The organism is Pseudomonas sp. UM16, assembly GCF_050312595.1.
Taxonomy (GTDB): domain Bacteria; phylum Pseudomonadota; class Gammaproteobacteria; order Pseudomonadales; family Pseudomonadaceae; genus Aquipseudomonas.
In genome coordinates, this window is the sequence record NZ_JBNPJT010000020.1 from 63835 (window position 1) to 84886 (window position 21052).

The 21052-nt window shown below is 59.0% G+C and carries 19 protein-coding genes; 3 read left to right on the forward strand and 16 right to left on the reverse strand.

Annotated elements, in window-relative coordinates:
- Positions 1 to 13 precede the first annotated feature (13 nt).
- The 6 genes from ACQRAX_RS21630 to ACQRAX_RS21655 form a co-directional block, all read right to left on the reverse strand.
- On the reverse strand, positions 14 to 1156 hold the full coding sequence (locus tag ACQRAX_RS21630; RefSeq protein WP_412041292.1) for an ABC transporter permease: 1143 nt from the start codon (positions 1154 to 1156) through the stop codon (positions 14 to 16).
- 38 nt (positions 1157 to 1194) lie between these two features.
- A complete protein-coding gene (locus ACQRAX_RS21635) occupies positions 1195 to 2214 on the reverse strand; it encodes a DUF5924 family protein (protein WP_412041293.1) in 1020 nt (339 codons plus the stop codon).
- Positions 2215 to 2361: 147 nt separating this feature from the next.
- On the reverse strand, positions 2362 to 3741 hold the full coding sequence (locus ACQRAX_RS21640; protein WP_412041294.1) for a M16 family metallopeptidase: 1380 nt from the start codon (positions 3739 to 3741) through the stop codon (positions 2362 to 2364).
- A 34-nt stretch (positions 3742 to 3775) separates the two neighbouring features.
- Positions 3776 to 5434, reverse strand: a complete 1659-nt coding sequence (locus ACQRAX_RS21645) for a Na/Pi cotransporter family protein (RefSeq protein ID WP_412041295.1) — start codon at positions 5432 to 5434, stop codon at positions 3776 to 3778.
- Positions 5435 to 5652: 218 nt separating this feature from the next.
- Positions 5653 to 6426, reverse strand: coding sequence for a TerC family protein (locus tag ACQRAX_RS21650; RefSeq protein WP_045186531.1), 774 nt, complete (start codon positions 6424 to 6426; stop codon positions 5653 to 5655).
- Positions 6427 to 6499: 73 nt separating this feature from the next.
- Entirely contained in the window at positions 6500 to 7807 is a 1308-nt protein-coding gene (locus ACQRAX_RS21655; RefSeq protein WP_412041296.1) for a CitMHS family transporter, read from the reverse strand.
- A gap of 303 nt (positions 7808 to 8110) precedes the next feature.
- Here ACQRAX_RS21655 and ACQRAX_RS21660 point away from each other — a divergent pair, with 303 nt between their 5' ends.
- Positions 8111 to 8512, forward strand: coding sequence for a GFA family protein (locus tag ACQRAX_RS21660; RefSeq protein WP_412041297.1), 402 nt, complete (start codon positions 8111 to 8113; stop codon positions 8510 to 8512).
- Here ACQRAX_RS21660 and ACQRAX_RS21665 read toward each other — a convergent pair.
- From ACQRAX_RS21665 to ACQRAX_RS21710, 10 genes are all read right to left on the reverse strand, one after another.
- Positions 8509 to 10467 carry a DUF4105 domain-containing protein gene (locus ACQRAX_RS21665; protein WP_412041298.1) on the reverse strand — a complete coding sequence of 653 codons (1959 nt, stop codon included), beginning with the start codon at positions 10465 to 10467 and terminating at the stop codon, positions 8509 to 8511. The genes ACQRAX_RS21660 and ACQRAX_RS21665 overlap by 4 nt on opposite strands.
- Positions 10464 to 10784 (reverse strand): DUF2388 domain-containing protein, encoded by a 321-nt coding sequence (locus ACQRAX_RS21670; protein WP_045186538.1) that lies wholly within the window; start codon positions 10782 to 10784, stop codon positions 10464 to 10466. The genes ACQRAX_RS21665 and ACQRAX_RS21670 overlap by 4 nt, the downstream gene beginning before the upstream one ends.
- A 27-nt stretch (positions 10785 to 10811) precedes the next feature.
- The gene (locus ACQRAX_RS21675) at positions 10812 to 11105 is read right to left on the reverse strand and encodes a DUF2388 domain-containing protein (protein ID WP_412041299.1); all 294 of its coding nucleotides are present in this window, start codon (positions 11103 to 11105) and stop codon (positions 10812 to 10814) included.
- Between the two features lie 120 nt (positions 11106 to 11225).
- Positions 11226 to 11543 (reverse strand): DUF2388 domain-containing protein, encoded by a 318-nt coding sequence (locus ACQRAX_RS21680; protein ID WP_045186540.1) that lies wholly within the window; start codon positions 11541 to 11543, stop codon positions 11226 to 11228.
- A 292-nt stretch (positions 11544 to 11835) separates the two neighbouring features.
- Entirely contained in the window at positions 11836 to 12051 is a 216-nt protein-coding gene (locus tag ACQRAX_RS21685) for a DUF1127 domain-containing protein (RefSeq protein ID WP_412041300.1), read from the reverse strand.
- 318 nt (positions 12052 to 12369) lie between these two features.
- Entirely contained in the window at positions 12370 to 13863 is a 1494-nt protein-coding gene (locus tag ACQRAX_RS21690; RefSeq protein ID WP_412041301.1) for an acetyl-CoA hydrolase/transferase family protein, read from the reverse strand.
- 177 nt (positions 13864 to 14040) lie between these two features.
- Positions 14041 to 15477 carry an NAD(P)(+) transhydrogenase (Re/Si-specific) subunit beta gene (locus ACQRAX_RS21695; protein WP_412041302.1) on the reverse strand — a complete coding sequence of 479 codons (1437 nt, stop codon included), beginning with the start codon at positions 15475 to 15477 and terminating at the stop codon, positions 14041 to 14043.
- A 2-nt stretch (positions 15478 to 15479) separates the two neighbouring features.
- On the reverse strand, positions 15480 to 15797 hold the full coding sequence (locus ACQRAX_RS21700; RefSeq protein ID WP_412041303.1) for an NAD(P) transhydrogenase subunit alpha: 318 nt from the start codon (positions 15795 to 15797) through the stop codon (positions 15480 to 15482).
- A gap of 11 nt (positions 15798 to 15808) precedes the next feature.
- Positions 15809 to 16930, reverse strand: coding sequence for a Re/Si-specific NAD(P)(+) transhydrogenase subunit alpha (locus ACQRAX_RS21705; protein ID WP_412041304.1), 1122 nt, complete (start codon positions 16928 to 16930; stop codon positions 15809 to 15811).
- Positions 16931 to 17337: 407 nt separating this feature from the next.
- Positions 17338 to 18264 (reverse strand): LysR substrate-binding domain-containing protein, encoded by a 927-nt coding sequence (locus ACQRAX_RS21710; protein ID WP_412041305.1) that lies wholly within the window; start codon positions 18262 to 18264, stop codon positions 17338 to 17340.
- Between the two features lie 161 nt (positions 18265 to 18425).
- Here ACQRAX_RS21710 and ACQRAX_RS21715 point away from each other — a divergent pair, with 161 nt between their 5' ends.
- Together ACQRAX_RS21715 and ACQRAX_RS21720 are read left to right on the forward strand one after the other, a co-directional pair.
- Positions 18426 to 19607 (forward strand): acyl-CoA dehydrogenase, encoded by a 1182-nt coding sequence (locus ACQRAX_RS21715; RefSeq protein WP_412041306.1) that lies wholly within the window; start codon positions 18426 to 18428, stop codon positions 19605 to 19607.
- Between the two features lie 14 nt (positions 19608 to 19621).
- Complete coding sequence (locus tag ACQRAX_RS21720) at positions 19622 to 20842, forward strand: CaiB/BaiF CoA transferase family protein (protein WP_412041307.1); 1221 nt, start codon at positions 19622 to 19624, stop codon at positions 20840 to 20842.
- The last annotated feature ends 210 nt before the right edge of the window (positions 20843 to 21052 follow it).

Consider the following 21052-nt stretch of genomic DNA (forward strand, 5'->3'; position numbering starts at 1 on the left):
TTGCTTGTCTTGCTCACCAGCCCATCTCCATGAAGAACAGTGCGGCCACGGCATCGAGGACGATAACGACGAAGATCGATTGCACCACGCTGGAGGTGGTATGCGCGCCCACCGACTCGGCACTGCCGCTGACCTTGAAGCCTTCCAGGCAGCCGATGGCGGCGATCAGAAAGGCAAAGAACGGCGCCTTGGCCAGGCCAACGAGGAAATGCTGTACGCCGATATCGCTTTGCAGCAGGGATAAGAACATGGCCGGTGAAATATCCAGCGACAGCGCACAGACCACCGCGCCACCGATGATGCCGCAGAGCATGGCGACGAAGGTCAGCAGCGGCAGAGCAATGAGCAGCGCAAGTACCCGCGGTACTACTAGCAGCTCTACCGGGTCCAAGCCGAGGGTGCGAATCGCATCGATTTCTTCATTGGCCTTCATCGAGCCGATTTGTGCGGTAAAAGCACTGGCAGTGCGGCCAGCCATGAGGATGGCGGTCAGCAATACGCCGAATTCGCGCAGAAAGGAGAACGCTACCAGGTCGACGGTGAAAATACTGGCGCCGAAGCTGGTCAGCACCGTCGCGCCGAGAAATGCCACCACGGCGCCAACCAGGAACGTCAGCAGGGCGATGATCGGGGCGGCATCAAGGCCGGTCTGTTCGATATGGGCAACGACGGCGGTAACTCGCCAACGTCGCGGTTGAAACAATCGCAGGAACAGGGTTTGCAGGATCAGGCCGACAAATCCCAGCAGTTGCAGGGTGTCTTGCCACAGCGTGTCGACGGCACAGCCGATACGCCTGAGCAACTGCATTAACACCGATTGCTCGGGTTGTTTTTCCGGGATGCAGAAATCCTGTACTGAGCAATAGACCGTCTGCAGCAGTGCCCGACTGGCCGGCGGTAGCTGTGCGCTATCGGTCAGGCGCGATAAGCGTTCCGGGCCGAGCAATTCGACCAGCAATGAAGCGCCGGCGGTATCCAACTGCCCCAGTTGGCCGAGGTCGACCTCGGTATTCTGCTCGTAGTGGCCGAGCAGGCTCTCGGTGATGCGCTTGAGGCTGGCGTAGTTGGCCAGGGTCCAGTCACCGACGATCCGCAAGCAGGCGGGGGTGCTCGTGGTGTCCAGGGTTGCGCTGGCGTGAGTAGTCATAGGCTCCATGCAGTCCGACCGACGGTTCGCAGCTTCAGAGCATAGCGTTACTCGGCCTTGGTTGCTTGACCGTCGTCAATCACCTCAAAGCGCAGCACACCGATAACCTGGCCGTCTTCGGTGAGCACTCTGACCTGCCAACTGCCCACTGGGTTGCCGGGAAAGTTCTGCTTGTGGGTCCAGGCTCGGTAGCCTTCCTTACGCCCGCCATGGATGTCCAAGGCAATACGGTCGACCTCTTTACCTTCGAACTGCCAGACATGGTAGATCCGTTCGTTCAGCCCGCGCGGTGCGTTGATGGCGGTGAAGGCATAGAGGCCACTGCGAATCTCGCTGGCCTTGATTTCCTTGAGGCTCTTGCCGGGTGTGCGGTTCTCTACTTGTGTACTGACGGCTACTTCGGTCAACCACAAAGTGGCGGGTGGCACCCAGGAGCGCAGCATCCAGCCACTGGCCCCGACGGCGAGGGTCACGACCACCAGCATCACTGCGCGGCGCCAATGGTTGATGGGGAAGCTGCTGGCCAGGCTGGGGAGCGACAGCAGCATGGCGATTACCAAGGCCAGCTTGAAGCTTTGCGAAGTGGTCAGGTGCAAAATGATTGGCAATGCGGTGAGTAGCGCGGCGAACAGGGTCAGTGTATGCAGCGCGAGGAACAGCCAGCGGCGCGGTGCCAGCCATTTGTAGTACAGCGGATCGATGATCGATATCAGCCCGGCGGCGCCCAGCAGACCGGTAAACACCAATTGACTGCTGTTCCAGGTGGTGGTGACGAAAAAGAACGGCAGGACGAAGAACAGGCTTTCCTGGTGAATCATCTGTGTCGCGTAGCGCAGCAGCGGTTGCGGGATATCGCGCTTGAATATCTTGGTGAACAGCTGGGTGAAGGTGTTTTCCAGCATCAGCCAGATCCAGCTGATCAGCATCACGATGGCGATCCAGCTTGCCAGGCTTTCCTGGCGGTCGACCAGGATGAAACTGGCGATGCCGGAGATAAAACCGCCAAGGGCGATGACGCCGGGGTAGCGCTTGATCAGTTCGATCACGCGCTGAAGATAGAGAGGCATGAAGGGGTTCGCAGGGTGAGGTTGTAAACGTTTACAAGGATACCCTTTCTTCCTGTGCGAACCAGCCTTGCTGGCAAGGCCCCTGCACCACGCGTGGTGGCCCGGTTTTGCGGCCGTTCACGCCCAATCGCAGCCTCACGGCAGCGGCTACAGCTGTCGGTGACGTTTTATCCACAGCAATATGGTGGCCAGGATCAAGCCAAGGCCCAACGCTATCAGGCCATACAACTCGTTGTAACTGATCAACGGCTGCTCGACGCGCACATATCCCGGCTCGGCCAGCAACTGACGCAAGGCCTGATTGGCATCAGCCAGGCTGACCCGCCGCAGGGTCCGCACCGGGTCGCTGAAGCTGCCGTCGAGGTAGTCGTTGAGGGCACCCCAATAGTAATCAGCCAAGGCCGCGTTACCTTGGGTGGTCCAGGCCTCGCGATCAATTGCCGCTTGCTTGACCCGCTCGAAGGTCAGCGGATCCAGACCGTTTTTGCGCAACTGTGCAAGCATCTCGCCCAAGGCCTGCTCGGCTTGTTTGACGTCAGCGCGGTCGAGGTCGGCGTTAAGGCTCATTATGCCTGTGTCGCCGAAGCTTTCCCGTTGGCTGAAAGGCCCATAGGACAAACCGCGCTTGAGCCGCAACTGTTCGTAAAGTGCCCAGTCCAGATAGCGCTGCAGCAGGTCGAAGGTCTGGCTGTGCTCGTTGTCCAGCACGGGCTCCAGAAACATCCAATGCAGGCGGGCGCTGTCCCCGAGCCAGCCACGGCTTAGCTCACGACGGGCTTCAGCTTGATCGGTGACGCCTTCCAGCGTCCGGCGTTCGCCGGGCTCGGCTGGTTCCAGCTCACCGTAGGTACGTTCCAGATAAGCGGGCAGCAGGCGATCAAGGCCGCCGACCACAATCAGGCTCATGTTGTTGGCAGCGTACCAGTGCTGGCGCACATCGTTGACCTGCTCCAGTGTCATATCAGCTACCGCCGAGCGTTCGGCGCACTTGAGCCCCAGCTCTACGGCGAGCTGGTCGTTGGCGCCGTGGCCGAGGTCCTGACGGTCCAGCCAGCGTTGCAGGTGCGAGTAGTGCCCGCCGTCTTCGCGTTCGACGATTTTCTTCGACAGCGCCAACGCCTTTTCGTCGATTTTGGTGTCCTTGATCACTGCCAACAGCAGATCAAGCACCTTGCGCTGGTTGCGTGCAGGCGCCTCGATGACAAAGGTGGTGTCGGCGCTGCTGGTGTAGGCATTCCACTCCCCGCCCAGCGCCTGCATCCGTGCCTCCAAGCCCCCTTCACCGCTGTCGTCGAGGCCACTGAAAAGCACGTGCTCAAGCAAGTGCGGCAGCTCTTGCTGCTCACAGGGAAAGTCATCGAAGCCGACACCGACCACCAGGCGAATCGATACATGATTGCGTTCATAGCCGGCCTTGAGCAGCACCTGCAGGCCGTTGGGCAGCAGATAGCCTTCGACCTTGGAGCGGTCAAGGGCAAAGCCGGGCATGGCACCCAGCAGCAGGCACAAGAACATCAGGCAACGCATGGCGAGCTTCCTTGCGGGAGTTCTGGGGGAGCGGTCACGGTATACGGGCATCATCCGGCACACTGTCGAGCAGCAGACCACCGGTATCGGAACCACCCAATACCACATAGGCACTGCTACAGAACAAGGAGTTCAGTCGTTTCATATCGGCAATCAGCTCTAGGTGCAAGGCACTGGTCTCGATACTTTGCACCACTTTACGTTGCAGTCGGCTGACATGGGCATGGGCCAGGCGCCGTTCTTGCGCACGAAATCTGCGTTTTTCCCGTAGTAGTTGTCTGGCGCTTTCCGGGTCCGCACTGAGAAACACCGACAGACCAAGACGCAGATTCGCAAGCAACTGGCCGTGCAATCCGGTCAGTTCTTCCAGGCCGACATCAGAAAATTCGCGGCGCTGGGAGGTTTTCTGCTGCTGCACCTTACGCAGCATGCGTTCGATCAGGTCGCTGGCCAGCTTGAGGTTGATTGCCAGCTCGATGATTTCTGCCCAGCGCTTGCTGTCCTGTTCGCTCAGATCTTCGCGGGGCATCTGGGCCAGATACAGTTTGATCGCATTGTTGAGGGCTTCGACGTCTTCAGCCAGGCTGCGGACCTGTTGGGTCATCGCTGTATGGGTGCCCAGGAGCACACCGTGCATGGCGTCGAGCATGTTGTCGATCAAATCGCCGACCCGCAGGGTTTCACGCACGGCGTTGGCCAATGCCAGGCTCGGTGTGCCCAAGGACGCCGGATCCAGGTGGCGCGGGCTGGCTCGGCCATTGGCCTCTGCCCGCTCTGGTAGCAGCCAACTGCATACGCGAGCCATAGGCGTGACGGTCGGCAGCATGATCAGGCAGCGCAGGCTGTTGTAGAGCAGGTGAAAGCCGATTACCAGCTCCTGGGCACTGAAGCTCAAGCTGTCCATCCAGTGCACCAGAGGGTTGAGCACCGGGATGATCAGAACCAGACCGAACAGCTTGTACAGCAGGCTTCCCAAGGCGACCTGACGCCCGGCGGCGTTTTGCATGCTAGTGCTGAGGAACGCGAGCAAGCCGCTGCCGATGTTGGCGCCAATTACCAGGCCAATGGCCACAGGTAAGCTGATCAGCTCGGCACCGGCCAGGGTCGCGGTGAGCAGCACGGCAGCCAGGCTGGAATAGGAAATCAGCGCAAATAATGCACCAATCAGGGCGTCGAGGAGTATGTCACCGGTCAGCGAGGCAAACAGCACCTTGACGCCTTGCGCCTGGGTAATCGGTGCGGCGGCTTCGACGATCAGTTGCAAGGCGAGGATGATCAGGCCCAGACCGATACCGACACGCCCCAGTTGCCCGGCACGTGTCTGCTTACGCGACAGAAAGAAGATCACCCCGAGAAAGATCAGCAGCGGCGACAGCCACGACAGATCAAAGGTCAGCACCCGCGCCATCAACGCCGTGCCGACATCGGCGCCGAGCATGATGGCAAGCGCCGGGGTCAAGGTCATCAGCCCTTGCCCGACAAAGGAGGTCACCAGCATCGCCGTGGCATTACTGCTCTGGACCATGGCCGTTACCAGAATCCCGGCGACAAAGGCCAATGGCCGCTTGGACATGTTCTGGCTCAGTACCCGCCGCAAGTTGGAACCGTACACCCGCAGGATGCCGGTACGCACGATGTGCGTACCCCAGATCAGCAGCGCCACGGCGGAGAGCAGATTGAGCAGGGTCAGCATTGAACAGGCCCCCTGAGGATCGTGCCCCAGCGGGGCAATTGGATGGTGCTGTGAGCCTGGCCTGATCACAGGCGGTTTTTCCAGTGCTCACTTAAGCTGTAGTCGGCCCGAAGGCTTGGCGCCAGCATCGCATAGCCAATGCAGGCTTTGAAACAAAACCGTCATGTATACACATGAAAAAAGGGCCACGTAGGGCCCTTTTTGCAGACGCTCCAGGTTTACTGACCTGGAATATCCTTGCGAAGTTTCACCGGGTCGCCTTGTTCCTTGTTTCTCTTGCGGGCCATGGCAGTGCGCATCTTGATGTTGATGGCTTCGACCGCCAGCGAGAAAGCCATGGCGAAGTAGACGTAGCCCTTCGGCACATGCACTTCGAAGGCTTCGGCGATCAGCACGGTACCGACCACGATCAGGAACGACAGGGCAAGCATCTTCAGCGAAGGGTGCTTGTCGATGAAGTTACTGATGGCACCGGCGCAGAGCATCATCACCAGCACCGCAACGACGATTGCAGCGATCATCACCGGCACGTGGGAGACCATACCGACGGCGGTGATCACCGAGTCGAGGGAGAAGACGATGTCGATGATCGCAATCTGGATGATGGTGTAGAGGAACTTGCCGCCTTTACCGGCAGGTTCGTCGTGGGTTTCATCCTCGCCTTCCAGGCCGTGGTAGATTTCCTGAGAGCTTTTCCACAGCAAGAACAGGCCACCGAAGAACAGAATCAGGTCGCGACCGGAAATACCCTGGTCGAAGACCACAAACAGGTCCGCCGTCAGGCGCATGACCCAGGTGATCGACAACAGTAGGAGGATACGGGTGACCATGGCCAGGGCCAGGCCGAAAATCCGGGTGCGCTGCTGCATGTGCTTGGGCATGCGGCTGACCAGGATCGAGATCATGATGATGTTGTCGATGCCGAGAACGATCTCAAGGGCCGTCAGGGTAAAAAAGGCAACCCAGATTTCTGGGCTGGTCAGCCATTCCATGTGTATTCCTTCGCGTGATAGGTGCGGTGGGCCCGGGCAAGGGGCGCCACTGCGATTTGATCAATCTGTTGTCTTATAGGCTGCTGAACAGGGGGAAAATTCCCATCAGCAGCGCGGCGAGCATTATGCACAGGCAAACCAGCACTGCCCACTTCAGGGTGAAGCGTTGATGATCGCCAAAGTCGATGCCAGCCAACGCCACCAGCAGGTAGGTAGAGGGTACCAGCGGGCTGAGCAAGTGCACGGGCTGGCCGACGATCGACGCGCGGGCCATTTCCACCGGCGTAATACCATAGTGACTGGCCGCTTCGGAAAGCACTGGCAGGACGCCGTAGTAGAAGGCGTCGTTGGACATGAAGAAGGTGAACGGCATGCTCACAATCGCAGTGATCACCGCCAGGTAAGGCCCCAGGGCTTCCGGGATTACCGCCAGCAGGCTCTTGGACATGGCTTCGACCATGCCAGTGCCCGAGAGGATGCCGGTAAAGATGCCGGCGGCGAAAATCAGTCCTACTACTGCCAGCACGCTGCCGGAGTGGGCGGCAACGCGGTCTTTCTGCATTTGCAGGCAGGGATAGTTAACGATCATGGCGATGCTGAAGGCCACCATGAACAACACCGGCAGTGGCAGCAGGCCGGCGACCAGGGCAACCATCAACACAGCGGTCAGGGCACCGTTGAACCAAATCATTTTGGGTCGACGGGCATCGGGAAACTGCGAAACGCTGATCTCGCTATGATCGATTTCATCGCCCGGCAGGTGCAGCTCGCCGAGGCGCGCACGCTCACGCTTGCCATACATGTAGGCAATAGCCAGGATGGCCAGTACGCCAAACGCCATGGCCGGGATCATCGGCACGAAAATATCCGAAGGATCGACATGCAAGGCGCTGGCTGCGCGTGCAGTCGGGCCACCCCATGGGGTCATGTTCATTACCCCGCCAGCGAGGATGATCAGGCCAGCCATGATCCGTGGGCTCATGCCCAGGCGGCTGTACAGTGGCAGCATGGCAGCCACGCAGATCATGTAGGTGGTAGCGCCGTCGCCGTCCAACGACACCACCAGGGCCAGTACGGCAGTGCCGACCGAGACCTTCAGCGGGTCACCTTTGACCATCTTGAGGATCTTGCGCACTGCGGGGTCGAACAACCCGGAGTCGATCATCAGGCCGAAATACAGAATGGCAAACATCAGCATCACCCCGGTTGGGGCCAGCTTGGTGATGCCTTGCAGCATCATCGGACCGATATCGCCCGAGAAACCGCCGAACAGGGCGAACAGGATCGGTACCAGAATCAGGGCGATCAAGGCCGACAGGCGCTTGGTCATGATCAGGTACATGAAGGTAATGACCATGGCAAAGCCGAGGAAGGTCAGCATAGGAGTACTCCAGGCGTATCGCGTCGAAAAGGAACGAGTCGGGCGGATTAGCGCGTGATGCGCAGCGCATGGAATAGCGGAGGGTGTGCTGCAGAGAGGCGGTTGTAAGCAAACATCAGAATCACCATTGTTGTTGTTAATTGGGCCGGGCGCTGTACAAAAAGTCAGGTGCCCTGGCTGACCGGTCTGTGCCGGTAGTGGCGGTCATCCTAAGGCGGCAAGCTTTCAGCCAGCTTTCGCTGGCTCAAAGGCGACGAGAGGTGCATTGTTGAGGTGAAGACCAATGCTCGGGAGGGAGAATTGATGCGCGATACGTATGAAGGCGGTTGCCATTGTGGCGCCCTGCGTTACCGGGTGCGTGGGCCCTTCTCGGACGTGGCCCATTGTCATTGCTCAGTGTGCCGTCGGGTCAGTGGTGGACTGCTGGTGACATGGGCCACCCTGCCCTGTGCGGATTTCCAGTGGTTGAACGCTAGCCCGCAATGCTATGACTCATCACCCAGCTGCGTGCGCTACTTCTGTAGCCGATGTGGTGCTCATGTGGCGCTGTCCACCGATTTGAGCCCGGATACCATCGACATCACTATCAGTACCCTCGACCAGCCAGAGCTGGCCCAGCCTAACCGGCATATCTGGACCAGCAGCCGTCTACCTTGGCTGCATCTGGATGAACAGTTGCCAGGTGAGCCCGAAGAAAGCCTCTAGGGCAGCTGCAAACCACCCGCGGCTTTGTGCAATGAGCGCAAATGTTCGCCGACTTGCTTGATGTTGGCCTCGACCGCAGCAATTTCCGCTGCTCGGGCCGGGCCCAGCAACGCACGGACTTCTTTGTCCAGATCGGCGCTGAGGGTTTGCAGCTGCTTTTGCCGTTGGCTGGTTTCACTGATCAACAGCTGGCGTTCACTGGTTTGCGGCAATCCGTAGCCGCTACTGCCCAGCAGTTCCGCTGGGCGGCTGAGGAAGCCGCTGTTGGCAAGAATCTGCTGTAAAGTACCGTTGGCCTTGGCCACAGAGGCATCATTCTGTTCGCGTCCGCTTAGGTAGCGTTGCTTGACCTCATCCTGTGCCAGCAGTAATTGCTGGCGCAGGCTCGCCTGCTCGAGCAACAGTAACGCTGCGCTGGTGCGCAGGTCAGCGCGGGCAAACCACTGCTGGCGTTGCTGTGCGCTTTGCTCCAGCCAGGCTTCGACGTTGTTCTGGGGGATTGGTAGCTGCTGCTTGAGGACCAGGAACATCGCTTGGTAGCGGTCGCGGTAGGAATCGAAACGGTAACCCAGGCGTAGCGCTTCGCGTGGATCATCCAGCACGCTGACATCTGCCAGCCCACGGCCTTTGAGCACTTCCAGCAAGCCATTGGGCATGATGCTGTCCAGGTCCGTCAGGCGCGGATTGGCGGTGCCGCTGCGCAACAGTTTGAGGGTTTCCACCGCACAGTTGTTGGACAGGAAGTAGTAGTTGCCGTCGTAGCTCCAGTGCATCTCGGCGGCCTGGCGGACCAGGTTTTCCAGTTCATTGCGGTCAAGCTTGAGCGGGATCGAAGCGAGACTGCGCAGTTCGGTCTTGGTGTACTCGTCGATGACCTGGGCAAGCGGGAGGACGAACAGGCGTGAAGGGTAAGCACCGGTCAGGCCGTCCCAGCTCGACAGTTGCACATCATTGACGAAAGCTCGGTATGACAGCACCAGGTGCTGGTCGAGATCGAGTCGACAATCCGGCCCACGTGGGCGCCCAGGGGCGCAGATGACCAGGCGCAGCATGCTGTGGCCCCAGCGGCTGACCAAGTTCTGGTTGGCTTCAGCTAGCAAGTAGTCCACGGCGTATACGCGCTCTGGATCGATTTCGCCCAGAGGCGTCTTGGCGAAGTCGTTACCAGCGTTGAGAAAGGGCAGCGCTTGCGAGCAGGCCGGGTGCTCTGGAGCCCAATCGAAGTGCGCTTGTAGATAGTTGTGCAGCGCGGGTCGACGGCAGGCGAAGCTCGGATCAAGGAGGAAGTACTCCATGTTGACCGCGATGAACTCTTTCGGGCTGCTCAATTCATAGCTGTCGGGGCTGCGCGCCACTTGGTGGTTATGCTGTTCGCGCTCCCCTCGGCGACCGACGTATTGCGGCCAGCCGGCCAGGTCGAGCAGGCGTGGGTCATCACTGAGGGTAAAGCGTCGCTCGGTTTGGCCGCGACATTGTTCGGGCAGGCCTATCTTGCCTTGGCTGCTCAAGTGCCGGGCACACTGATTGATCAGGCGCCGTTCGGGGCCTTGCCAGAGGCGTGCGCGATCATAGATATGGGTCAGCTCGTGCAGGACGGTGGCGAGCAGCTCTTGGCGAACCGTACCGTGTGGGCGGCCCGTCTTGTGGGTGGCAGCGCTGCCGTCGGTGAGGCCTGGCAACAGCCGTTGATTAAGCTCCAGGGTCGATACCAGCGATGCCTGACCGTAGGCATCTTCAGGCATCTTCGCGCTCCAGCTGACCCGGATGCGACGGTCGAGGCGTGCTTTGAAGCTGGGTGGTAGCGCCTGCATGGCTTCGTCCAGCAGCGCCTGGCTGGCGCGCTGTTGCGCCGGCTCAAGGCCGTCAGTCTGCAATTGCAGCTGCAGGTCGGCCAGTGCGGGGCTACCCAGTAGCATCAGCAGGCTACCGAGCAACCAGGCGCGCAGGGTATTCACAGGGCGAGGATAGCTTCAGCCAGATCCTGGTCGCTGGCCTGGCGTGCTTCAGGCACACGCTGGCGCAAGGTATCGAAGGCGGCTTCAAGCTGGGCGCCACGGATTTCACCGCGGCTGGCAACGTAACTGGCCGCATCGTCACGGGCTTCGCGCACGACCTTGGAGTCACGGATCGAGGTGGTGGTGTCGGATGTAAAGTCGATCGAACGACCGAAAGCGCGCACGATGATGTTGCTGGTGGCCACCAGGGTTTGTGCCTGGGCTACATCGGCCAGCAACAGAAGGCCAAGGGTGGCGGCAATCAGCGGGTTACGCATGGAGCATCTCCGGGAGAACGAGGGTAATCATTGGACGAGAATTGCCTGCGCCAGTTCAAGGTCGCCGACATGAAGTTCAGGGTTGGTCTGGCGCAGCAGATTCAAAGCAGCTTGCAATCGGGCGCCACGAATCTGACCGTCGCTGGCGACAAATGCGGCGGCCCCATCGTGGGCTTCCAGCAGCAGTTTGCGATCGAAGGGCGCTGAGGTCACCTTGCTGGTGACGTAACCGCTGACGACGAGGTTGGCAGTGCTGAGGTCCAGAGCCTGGGCGGTCTTGGTCCAGCACAGCACAAGCAACAACAATGATAGATAACGCATGGGTCTCGTAAGGCTGGTCATTCAGGCGGCAAAGGCTATCCCAATGCGCTGGCAAGGGCCAGCGCAGGGTACCCGGCTTCATTGCATGTTGTTACATGATGAAGCCGGAAGCAGACGAGCTTAGAGCGCCAGGATAGCTTGGGCCAATTGCGCGTCGCTAGCCTGCAGGCTTGGAGCCTGTTGGCGGATGTGGGCGAATGCACTTTCGAGCTTGGCGCCGCGGATATCGCCGTGGCTGGCAACAAAGCTGGCTGCATCGTCACGGGCCGCGCGGACGATTTTGTCGTCACGGAACGACGAAGACACATCCGAGGTGGCATCGGTAGAGGCAGCAACACCGCGAACGATGGTGTCAGTGGTTACGACGAAGCTGGTGGCGTTGGCGGTAGAAGCCAGGGCCAGCAGCACTGCGGCGCCAAACAAGCGTGAACGGAACATGGTCGATCTCCTGGTTAAGGCTGGTTCTTGTATCAGACGCACGCTCAGCTTGTTGCGCTACTTCTTATCAAGCTGGGTGCATTAAGGGTATCACGCGATCAGCGTCTGCGAGTTGGACAAGGCCGCAACGCAATTTATAAACTGTACCTATAAAAAATAATATCTTTAAAACTGTACCTAACTGCAGCGCAGCCGCTCTATTACGCCGCTTCAGAACGACAAAACCCGTCAGCAGACACCTGCGACGGGTTTTGGGAATTCGAGGTGCCGGCGTTGGCCGGCGAGCCTTGCATTAACGCCAGAACGGCTTGCTCAACTCTTCGTAGCGTTGTGCTTCGCTGATGCCTGCGTCGGCCAGCAAGCGAGAATCCAGGCGGGCCAACTGGTGGCGGCTGGCAATGCGGCGTTGCCACAACATCAGGTTAGCCAGCAGGCGCAGTGGCAGCGCGGCCTTGGATTGTTGGTTGGAGCTTTCGAAAACCAGATCGGAACTGAGGGTACGTTCCATGATGTCATCCTTCCGCTTGTGGCGGCATTAGGTAGTGATTTAACTGATGCCAATGATCCTCCTCTGCCGTCCATAACAGTAGATACAGTTCATCTAGATTGTGATGGGCCAGTTAACTGTTTAAGAGCACTGTTGCACTCCGAATAGACGTAACTGTACTGGTCGGCACTAAATTGGTGCAATTTCGTTGGAGTGAGGTGGGCGGAAGGGGCAAAGCAGGCTGAAATTACAGGTACAGTAGAACAGTTTTTGACAGATTATTTGTTGTAACTGTTCAGCCGGTGAGCGTTGCGCTTCACCGGCTGAAAACTGTCACACTCAGCTGGCGAGCATGCGCCCGGTTTCTTCCAGGTTCTCGTGCCAGGCCAGCGCTTCACGCAAGATGTGCGGGGTATGACCACCACGCTCGCAGGCGCGGGTGAAGTAATCATTCAGCGCTTCGCGGTAGTCGGGGTGCACACAGTTGTCGATGATCACCCGCGCACGCTCGCGTGGCGCCAGGCCACGCAGGTCGGCCAAACCTTGCTCGGTAACGAGGATATCGACGTCATGTTCGGTGTGATCGACGTGGCTGACCATGGGTACCACGCTGGAGATTGCGCCGCCCTTGGCAATGGATTTGGTGACGAAGATCGCCAGATGCGCATTGCGAGCGAAGTCACCGGAACCACCGATACCGTTCATCATCCGTGTACCGCAGACGTGGGTGGAGTTGACGTTGCCGTACAGGTCGAATTCAAGGGCAGTGTTGATGCCGATGATGCCCAGGCGGCGGACCACTTCAGGGTGATTGGAGATTTCCTGTGGGCGCAGGACCAGTTTGTCCTTGTAGTGCTCCAGATTACCGAACACATCGGCATTGCGGCGGCTCGACAGGGTGATTGAGCTACCCGAGGCGAAACTCAGCTTGCCGGCGTCGATCAAGTCAAAGGTCGAGTCCTGGAGTACTTCGGAATACATGGTCAGGTCTTCGAACGGTGAATCGATCAGGCCGCACATCACGGCGTTAGCGATGCTGCCGATACCGGCTTGCAGTGGGCCGAGCTTGTTGGTCATGCGCCCTGCTTCCACTTCCTGCTTGAGGAAGTTGATCAGATGGTTGGCGATGCCCTGGGTTTCATCATCGGGCGGCAGTACGGTGGACGGCGAGTCGGGCTGCTCGGTGATGACAATACCGACGATCTTGGCCGGGTCGATCGGGATCGCGGCGCTGCCAATGCGGTCATCGACTTTCACCAACGGGATCGGCGTGCGAGTTGGCCGGTAGGTCGGGATGTAGATATCGTGCAGGCCTTCAAGGTTGGCGTTGTGCGCCATATTGATCTCGACGATCACCTGTTTGGCGAAAATCGCGAAGCTGGCCGAGTTGCCCACCGAGGTGGTCGGCACGATGTGGCCTTGTTCGGTGATGGCGACGGCTTCGATGACCGCGATGTCGGGCAGTTTCAGTTGCTGGTTGCGCAGTTGTTCTACGGTTTCCGACAGGTGCTGGTCGATGAACATGACCTTGCCTTCGTTGATAGCCTTGCGCAGCGTGCTGTCGACCTGAAATGGCATACGACGAGCCAGTACGCCGGCTTCGGTCAGTTCCTTGTCCAGGTCGTTGCCCAGGCTGGCACCAGTCATCAGGCTGATTTGCAGCGGTGATTGCTTGGCTCGTTCGGCCAGTGCATGGGGCACAGCCTTGGCTTCGCCGGCGCGGGTGAATCCGCTCATGCCGACGGTCATGCCGTCCTCGATCAGGCCAGCGGCATCAGCCGCACTCATTACCTTGCTGTGCAGGGAGGACAAGCGGATACGATCACGGTACATGGATTGTTATCTCGGGCTACTAAAGCTAGATGCGCAGTCTAGTGATTTAGCAGCCCGGCGTCCCGCGACCAAGGTCGAATGCGACGCCAGGAAATAGCGCCTGATGTCGGCGGGCCGGGCATTAAAAAGCCCCAGCCGATACCGCGCTGGGGCTAATTGTCACAGCCTGGGAAAGGCTTAGTCGACGGCCTTGACCATATCTTCAATGACCTTCTTGGCATCACCGAAAACCATCATGGTTTTGTCCAGATAGAACAATTCGTTATCAAGGCCGGCATAGCCACTGGCCATGGAGCGCTTGTTGACGATGATGGTCTTGGCCTTGAAAGCCTCAAGGATTGGCATGCCGGCGATTGGCGATTTCGGATCGTTCTTCGCCGCTGGGTTGACCACGTCGTTGGCACCGAGCACCAGCACCACGTCGGCCTGGCCGAACTCGGAGTTGATGTCTTCCATCTCGAACACCTGGTCGTACGGCACTTCGGCTTCGGCCAGCAATACGTTCATATGACCTGGCATGCGCCCCGCTACTGGGTGAATCGCGTACTTCACGTTCACACCGTTGTGGGTCAGCTTTTCGGTCAGTTCCTTGAGCGCGTGCTGGGCGCGTGCCACCGCCAGGCCGTAGCCGGGAACAATGATCACGGTATCGGCGTTGCTCAGCAGGAAGGTCGCATCATCGGCCGAGCCGGATTTCACCGGGCGGGCTTCCTGAGCGCCCGCTGGGCCGGCAACATCTGTCGCGCCACCGAAGCCACCGAGAATCACGTTGAAGAACGAGCGGTTCATCGCCTTGCACATAATGTACGAGAGGATGGCACCGGACGAACCGACCAGCGAGCCTGCGATGATCAGCATCGAGTTGTTCAGCGAGAAGCCGATACCTGCTGCTGCCCAGCCCGAATAGCTGTTGAGCATCGATACCACCACCGGCATATCAGCGCCGCCAATCGGGATGATGATCAGCACGCCCATGACGAATGCCAGGATCAGCATCAGGGCAAAGGCGCTGTAGCTACCGGTGAAGGTGAAGATCAGGCCCAGTCCGATGGTTGCCAGGCCCAGCACCAGGTTGAGCTTGTGTTGACCGCTGAACTGTACCGGTGCGCCCTGGAACAGGCGGAACTTGTACTTGCCGGAGAGCTTGCCGAAGGCAATCACCGAACCGGAGAAGGTGATTGCACCGATGGCAGCGCCAAGGAACAACTCCAGGCGGTTGCCGGTGGGGATCGGGTCGCTGATGCTGGAGACGATACCCAGCGATTGCGGCTCAACCACTGCGGCAATGGCAATGAACACCGCGGCCAGACCGATCATGCTGTGCATGAAGGCAACCAGCTCAGGCATTTTGGTCATTTCAACGCGTTTGGCCATGATCGAGCCAGCGGTACCGCCGACCAGCAGGCCGACAATTACATAGCCGATGCCATCGGTCGCAAGTTCGGCACCCAGCTTGTAAATCAGGCCAACGGTGGTGATCACCGCCAGGCCCATGCCGAGCATGCCGAACAGGTTGCCCCGTCGTGACGTGGTCGGGTGCGACAGGCCCTTGAGCGCTTGAATGAAGCATACTGAGGCGACGAGGTAGAGAAGTGTTACCAGGTTCATGCTCATGTTTACTGCTTCCCCTCAGCCTTTGCGGCCTTCTTCTTGAACATCTCCAGCATGCGCCGGGTGACCAGGAAACCACCAAATACGTTAACCGCTGCCAGAGCCACCGCCAGGGTGCCCATGGTCTTGCCCAGCGGCGTCACAGTCAGGGCGGCGGCCAGCATGGCGCCGACAATGACAATGGCGGAAATGGCGTTGGTAACCGCCATCAGGGGGGTATGCAATGCAGGGGTGACGTTCCACACCACGTGATAACCGATATAGATCGCCAGCACGAAGATGATCAGGTTATAGACGTTGTGAGAGATCAGCATGTCTTCCATTGTCTGGCTCCTTATCCGTTCTTGCGGATGATCTGGCCGTCGCGGCACATCAGGCACGCGGCGACGATATCGTCTTCGAGGTTGATCACCAGCGCGCTGTCTTTGTCGAACAGCAGCTTCATGAAGTCGAGCAGGTTACGTGCATACAGGGCTGAAGCATCAGCACCGACCTGCGCAGGCAGGTTGGTCGGGCCAACAATCGTCACGCCATTCTCGACTACCACCTGATCGGCGACGGTCAGCGGACAGTTGCCACCCTGGGCTGCGGCCAGATCAATGACCACTGAGCCGGGCTTCATCTGCGCGACAGTCTCGGCGCTCAGTAGGGTCGGCGCTTTGCGTCCAGGGATCAATGCAGTGGTGATGACGATGTCGGCCTGTTTGGCGCGCTCGTGCACCGCCAGCGCCTGCCGCTGCATCCAGCTGGCTGGCATCGGCCGCGCGTAGCCGCCAACACCTTCAGCGCATTCGCGTTCTTCATCGGTCTCGTAAGGGACGTCGATGAACTTGGCACCCAGCGATTCGATCTGCTCTTTCACTGCCGGACGCACGTCCGAAGCTTCGATCACCGCGCCCAGGCGCTTGGCCGTGGCGATGGCCTGCAAACCGGCCACACCTGCACCGAGAATCAGCACGCGTGCTGCTTTGACGGTACCTGCGGCGGTCATCAGCATCGGCATGAAGCGCGGATAGTGATGGGCCGCGAGGAGCACGGCTTTGTAGCCGGCAATGTTGGCCTGCGAGGACAGCACATCAAGGCTTTGTGCCCGCGAGGTACGCGGGGCAGCCTCGAGGGCGAAGGCGGTGATGCCGCGTTCAGCCATCTTGGCGATGATGTCGTTGTTGAACGGATTGAGCATGCCGACAAGAACGGTACCGCTCTTGATCTGGGCCAGCTCGCTATCGTCGGGAGCCACAACCTTCAGTACCAGCTGTGCACCAAACGCATCGGCAGCGCTGCCAATAGTGGCGCCTGCTGCTTCATAGGCACTGTCCGGAACGCTGGCACTAACGCCGGCGCCACTCTGGACGGTGACCTGATGCCCCTGACCAATCAGTTTTTTGATGGTTTCCGGGGTTGCAGCAACCCGTGTTTCGCCCGTCTGCGTTTCCAGTGGAACACCAATGTGCACGTCAAATCTCCTGCGTGATCTTTTGTTGGTAAACCAGCGCACTGCGGATGGTGCGTCTGGGGCGGCCGATCAGCACGATCCCGCCAAATTCAGGCGGGGCGCGGCATTTTGCAGGCGATTCCTGAATTGCTTCAACCAGTTTTGAAGGGTGACGGTAATCAAACTACAAGTCACCCTGTGACCGAATGTCGCAAGAACAGGCCTAGAGCCCGCCTGCTGCGGGCTTCAGGGAGATTACGGTAAATTTTGAAAAAATTCCGCCGATTTTTCTGAATGCGCCGATCAAAACGCGATTTATGCTGTGAAAGCCGCATAAACAGCAGGGTTAAGGGCTATTGGAGGGGGTGCCGAAACAGTTGTGTTAATTGCGACATTTCCGTACATCTGTAGGGCTCCATTTTGACTGACTACGGGGTCAGGTTATGGCTGTCGTCCATATGGGCTGCGGTGTAGCGTTCGGCTTGCGCAACCAGCCAGTCGCGAAAAGCACGCAATGATGCCGACTCAACCTTGCGTTCCGGGATCATCAGGTAATACGCCTTGATACTCGATAGCGCATGCTGGTTGGCCACAACCAGTCGCCCTTCTGCCAGCTCGCGCTGGATAAGGAACGGTGGAATCAGCGCTACACCCATCTCATGCATGGCTGCCTGAGCCAACATCGAGAATAGCTCATAGCGCGGGCCCGTCATGTCACGGGCAATACTCATGTTCAGGCTGTTGAACCACTGGCGCCAGGCGTAGGGGCGCGTGGTCTGCTGCAATAGCGGCAAGTGGGCAATCTGCTCGGCACTCAACTGCCCTACTCCCTCCAGCAGGCTTGGGCTGCAGACTGGCACCGGATTCTCGCCCATCAGTCGATGAGAATGGGTGCCGGACCAGTCGGCATCACCGAAATAGATGGCGGCATCGAAGGGTGTGTCTGCAAAAAGGAAGGGTCGGGTGCGGTTGGTCAGGTTGACGGTAACCTCGGGGTGACGTTGCTGGAAATCTTTAAGCCTGGGCAGCAACCATTGAGTACCGAAGGTGGGAACTACCGCCAGCTCGATGACATTGGCGCCCTGCTGACCCATCACTGACAAGGTGTCGCGTTCTACCGCATCCAGTTGCGCCGCTACTCGGCGGCTGTATGAGAGGCCTGCTTCAGTGAGTTTCACCCCGCGGCGTGAACGGCGAAATAATTCGACATTCAGAAACTCCTCCAGCCCGCCGATCTGCCGACAAACGGCGCCCTGAGTCAGGGAGAGCTCTTGTGAAGCCTTGGTAAAGCTCTCGTGGCGGGCGGCAGCCTCGAAGCAAACCAGGGCCGTTGTACTGGGGATCTTGCGTCGCATGTACGTCAACCTCACTAATAAGGCGCAAGGGTGGCCTTTTTAGGCCGTTACGGAGTGAGAAATTATCACAAGACTATGCAGATTCATCGTTTGTCTCGTCGACTGATCAGGCCTAGGATCAATGCACAACAACTCTGGTCCCATCTTTCGAGGATTCGCTCATGGCCGGTAAAGCAAGCTTCAACTGGATCGACCCGCTGTTGCTCGACCAACAGCTCACTGAAGAAGAGCGCATGGTGCGTGACAGCGCTTATCAGTTCGCCCAGGACAAGCTGGCTCCGCGCGTGCTGGAAGCATTCCGCCACGAGCAGACCGACCCGGCGATCTTCCGCGAAATGGGCGAAGTCGGCCTGCTCGGCGCAACCATCCCTGAGCAATACGGTGGCAGTGGTCTGAACTACGTGTGCTACGGCTTGATTGCCCGCGAAGTTGAACGTATCGACTCCGGCTACCGCTCGATGATGAGTGTGCAGTCTTCCCTGGTGATGGTGCCGATCAGCGAGTTTGGTAATGAAGCAACCAAGCAGAAATACCTGCCCAAGCTCGCCAGTGGCGAGTGGATCGGTTGCTTTGGCCTGACCGAACCTGACCATGGTTCCGATCCGGGTTCGATGATCACCCGGGCGAAGAAAGTCGATGGCGGCTATCGCCTGACCGGTAACAAAATGTGGATCACCAACAGCCCGATTGCTGACGTGTTTGTGGTCTGGGCCAAGGACGATGCCGGCGATATTCGCGGTTTCGTTCTGGAGAAAGGCTGGCAGGGCCTCAGTGCCCCGGCTATTCACGGCAAGGTCGGCCTGCGGGCTTCGATCACCGGTGAGATCGTCATGGATAACGTCTTCGTACCGGAAGAAAACATCTTCCCTGACGTGCGCGGCTTGAAAGGCCCGTTCACCTGCCTGAACTCTGCTCGCTACGGCATCTCCTGGGGTGCACTGGGGGCCGCTGAGGCCTGCTGGCACACCGCTCGCCAGTACACTCTCGATCGTAAGCAGTTCGGTCGCCCTCTGGCTGCCAACCAGTTGATCCAGAAGAAACTGGCTGACATGCAGACTGAGATCACCCTGGCCCTGCAAGGCTGCTTGCGCTTGGGTCGCATGAAGGATGAAGGCACCGCAGCGGTCGAAATTACCTCGATCATGAAGCGTAACTCTTGCGGTAAGGCGCTGGATATCGCACGTCTGGCGCGCGACATGCTTGGCGGCAATGGCATCTCCGACGAGTTCGGTGTCGCCCGTCACCTGGTCAACCTGGAAGTGGTCAATACCTATGAAGGTACCCATGACGTGCATGCGCTGATCCTTGGGCGTGCGCAAACCGGCATCCAGGCCTTCTATTAATAAGGAGCCAGCCCATGGGCGCGCTATCTCATTTGCGGGTGCTGGATCTGTCGAGAGTACTGGCCGGGCCGTGGTCCGGGCAGATCCTTGCTGACCTCGGGGCTGAAGTGATCAAGGTTGAGCGTCCAGGCACTGGCGATGATACGCGTGCCTGGGGGCCACCCTTCCTTAAGGATGCCTATGGCGAGAACACCAGCGAGGCGGCCTACTACCTGTCGGCTAACCGTAACAAGCGTTCGGTGACCATTGATTTCACTCAGCCAGAAGGGCAGCGCCTGGTACGTGAGTTGGCGGCAAAGTCCGATGTGGTCATCGAGAACTTCAAGGTCGGTGGCCTGGCTGCCTACGGTCTGGACTACGAAAGCCTGAAGGAGATCAATCCGCAGCTTATCTATTGCTCGATTACCGGCTTTGGCCAGACCGGGCCGTATGCCAAGCGTGCGGGCTATGACTTCATGATCCAGGGGCTGGGCGGGCTGATGAGCCTGACCGGGCGTCCTGAAGGAGAGGAAGGTGCCGGGCCTGTGAAGGTCGGTGTGGCATTGACCGATATCCTCACCGGGCTGTACTCCACCGTGGCGATTCTGGCTGCCCTCGCCCATCGCGACCATGATGGTGGAGGTCAACATATCGATATGGCCTTGCTCGACGTTCAAGTCGCCTGCCTGGCCAACCAGGCGATGAACTACCTGACTACTGGTACGCCACCGCGGCGCCTGGGTAATGCGCATCCGAATATCGTGCCTTACCAGGACTTCCCTACTGCTGATGGTGACTTCATTCTTACCGTGGGCAATGACGGGCAGTTCCGCAAGTTCGCCGAAGTGGCCGGGCAGCCGCAATGGGCGGATGATCCACGCTTTGCTACTAATAAGCAGCGGGTGGCTAACCGTGCGCAACTGATTCCATTGATTCGCCAGGCTACAGTCTTCAAGACCACGGCCGAATGGGTGGCGCAGTTGGAGACAGCAGGTGTGCCGTGTGGGCCGATCAACGATCTGGCACAGATGTTCGCCGACCCTCAGGTTAAGGCCCGGGGGCTGGCGATCGAGATACCCCATCCATTGGCAGGCAGTGTGCCGCAGGTGGCAAGCCCAATACGCCTTTCCAAAACGCCAGTGGAATACCGTAATGCGCCCCCACTGTTGGGAGAGCATACGGAACAGGTGTTGGGGGAGGTGCTGGGCTTGGCGGCATCGGAGATTGAACGCTTGCGTGCTACGCAGGTAGTCTAAAGCGGCAAGCCGCAAGCCATAAGCTGCAAGTGGGCGCGGCGCCCCTGCTTTTACTTGCAGCTTTAAGCTTGCTACTTATAGCTAAAACGCCCCCGCTGAAACAAAGTTGAAATAAGTCCTTGACGCCCCTGTAGATCTGTCTATAATTCGCCCCACTTCCGGCGTAGTCGGAACGGAAAACTCCTTGAGATTCAACGAGTTAGATGTTCC

Bases quoted from the DNA above. Each gene is read 5' to 3' on its own strand.
- ACQRAX_RS21660 (WP_412041297.1), top strand. From the start codon at position 8,111: ATGCGCGATACGTATGAAGGCGGTTGCCATTGTGGCGCCCTGCGTTAC.
- ACQRAX_RS21715 (WP_412041306.1), top strand. From the start codon at position 18,426: ATGGCCGGTAAAGCAAGCTTCAACTGGATCGACCCGCTGTTGCTCGAC.
- ACQRAX_RS21695 (WP_412041302.1), bottom strand. From the start codon at position 15,477: ATGAGCATGAACCTGGTAACACTTCTCTACCTCGTCGCCTCAGTATGC.
- ACQRAX_RS21700 (WP_412041303.1), bottom strand. From the start codon at position 15,797: ATGGAAGACATGCTGATCTCTCACAACGTCTATAACCTGATCATCTTC.
- ACQRAX_RS21720 (WP_412041307.1), top strand. From the start codon at position 19,622: ATGGGCGCGCTATCTCATTTGCGGGTGCTGGATCTGTCGAGAGTACTG.
- ACQRAX_RS21675 (WP_412041299.1), bottom strand. From the start codon at position 11,105: ATGCGTTATCTATCATTGTTGTTGCTTGTGCTGTGCTGGACCAAGACC.
- ACQRAX_RS21680 (WP_045186540.1), bottom strand. From the start codon at position 11,543: ATGTTCCGTTCACGCTTGTTTGGCGCCGCAGTGCTGCTGGCCCTGGCT.
- ACQRAX_RS21645 (WP_412041295.1), bottom strand. From the start codon at position 5,434: ATGCTGACCCTGCTCAATCTGCTCTCCGCCGTGGCGCTGCTGATCTGG.
- ACQRAX_RS21655 (WP_412041296.1), bottom strand. From the start codon at position 7,807: ATGCTGACCTTCCTCGGCTTTGCCATGGTCATTACCTTCATGTACCTG.
- ACQRAX_RS21630 (WP_412041292.1), bottom strand. From the start codon at position 1,156: ATGGAGCCTATGACTACTCACGCCAGCGCAACCCTGGACACCACGAGC.
- ACQRAX_RS21650 (WP_045186531.1), bottom strand. From the start codon at position 6,426: ATGGAATGGCTGACCAGCCCAGAAATCTGGGTTGCCTTTTTTACCCTG.
- ACQRAX_RS21710 (WP_412041305.1), bottom strand. From the start codon at position 18,264: ATGCGACGCAAGATCCCCAGTACAACGGCCCTGGTTTGCTTCGAGGCT.
- ACQRAX_RS21640 (WP_412041294.1), bottom strand. From the start codon at position 3,741: ATGCGTTGCCTGATGTTCTTGTGCCTGCTGCTGGGTGCCATGCCCGGC.
- ACQRAX_RS21685 (WP_412041300.1), bottom strand. From the start codon at position 12,051: ATGGAACGTACCCTCAGTTCCGATCTGGTTTTCGAAAGCTCCAACCAA.
- ACQRAX_RS21635 (WP_412041293.1), bottom strand. From the start codon at position 2,214: ATGCCTCTCTATCTTCAGCGCGTGATCGAACTGATCAAGCGCTACCCC.
- ACQRAX_RS21670 (WP_045186538.1), bottom strand. From the start codon at position 10,784: ATGCGTAACCCGCTGATTGCCGCCACCCTTGGCCTTCTGTTGCTGGCC.
- ACQRAX_RS21690 (WP_412041301.1), bottom strand. From the start codon at position 13,863: ATGTACCGTGATCGTATCCGCTTGTCCTCCCTGCACAGCAAGGTAATG.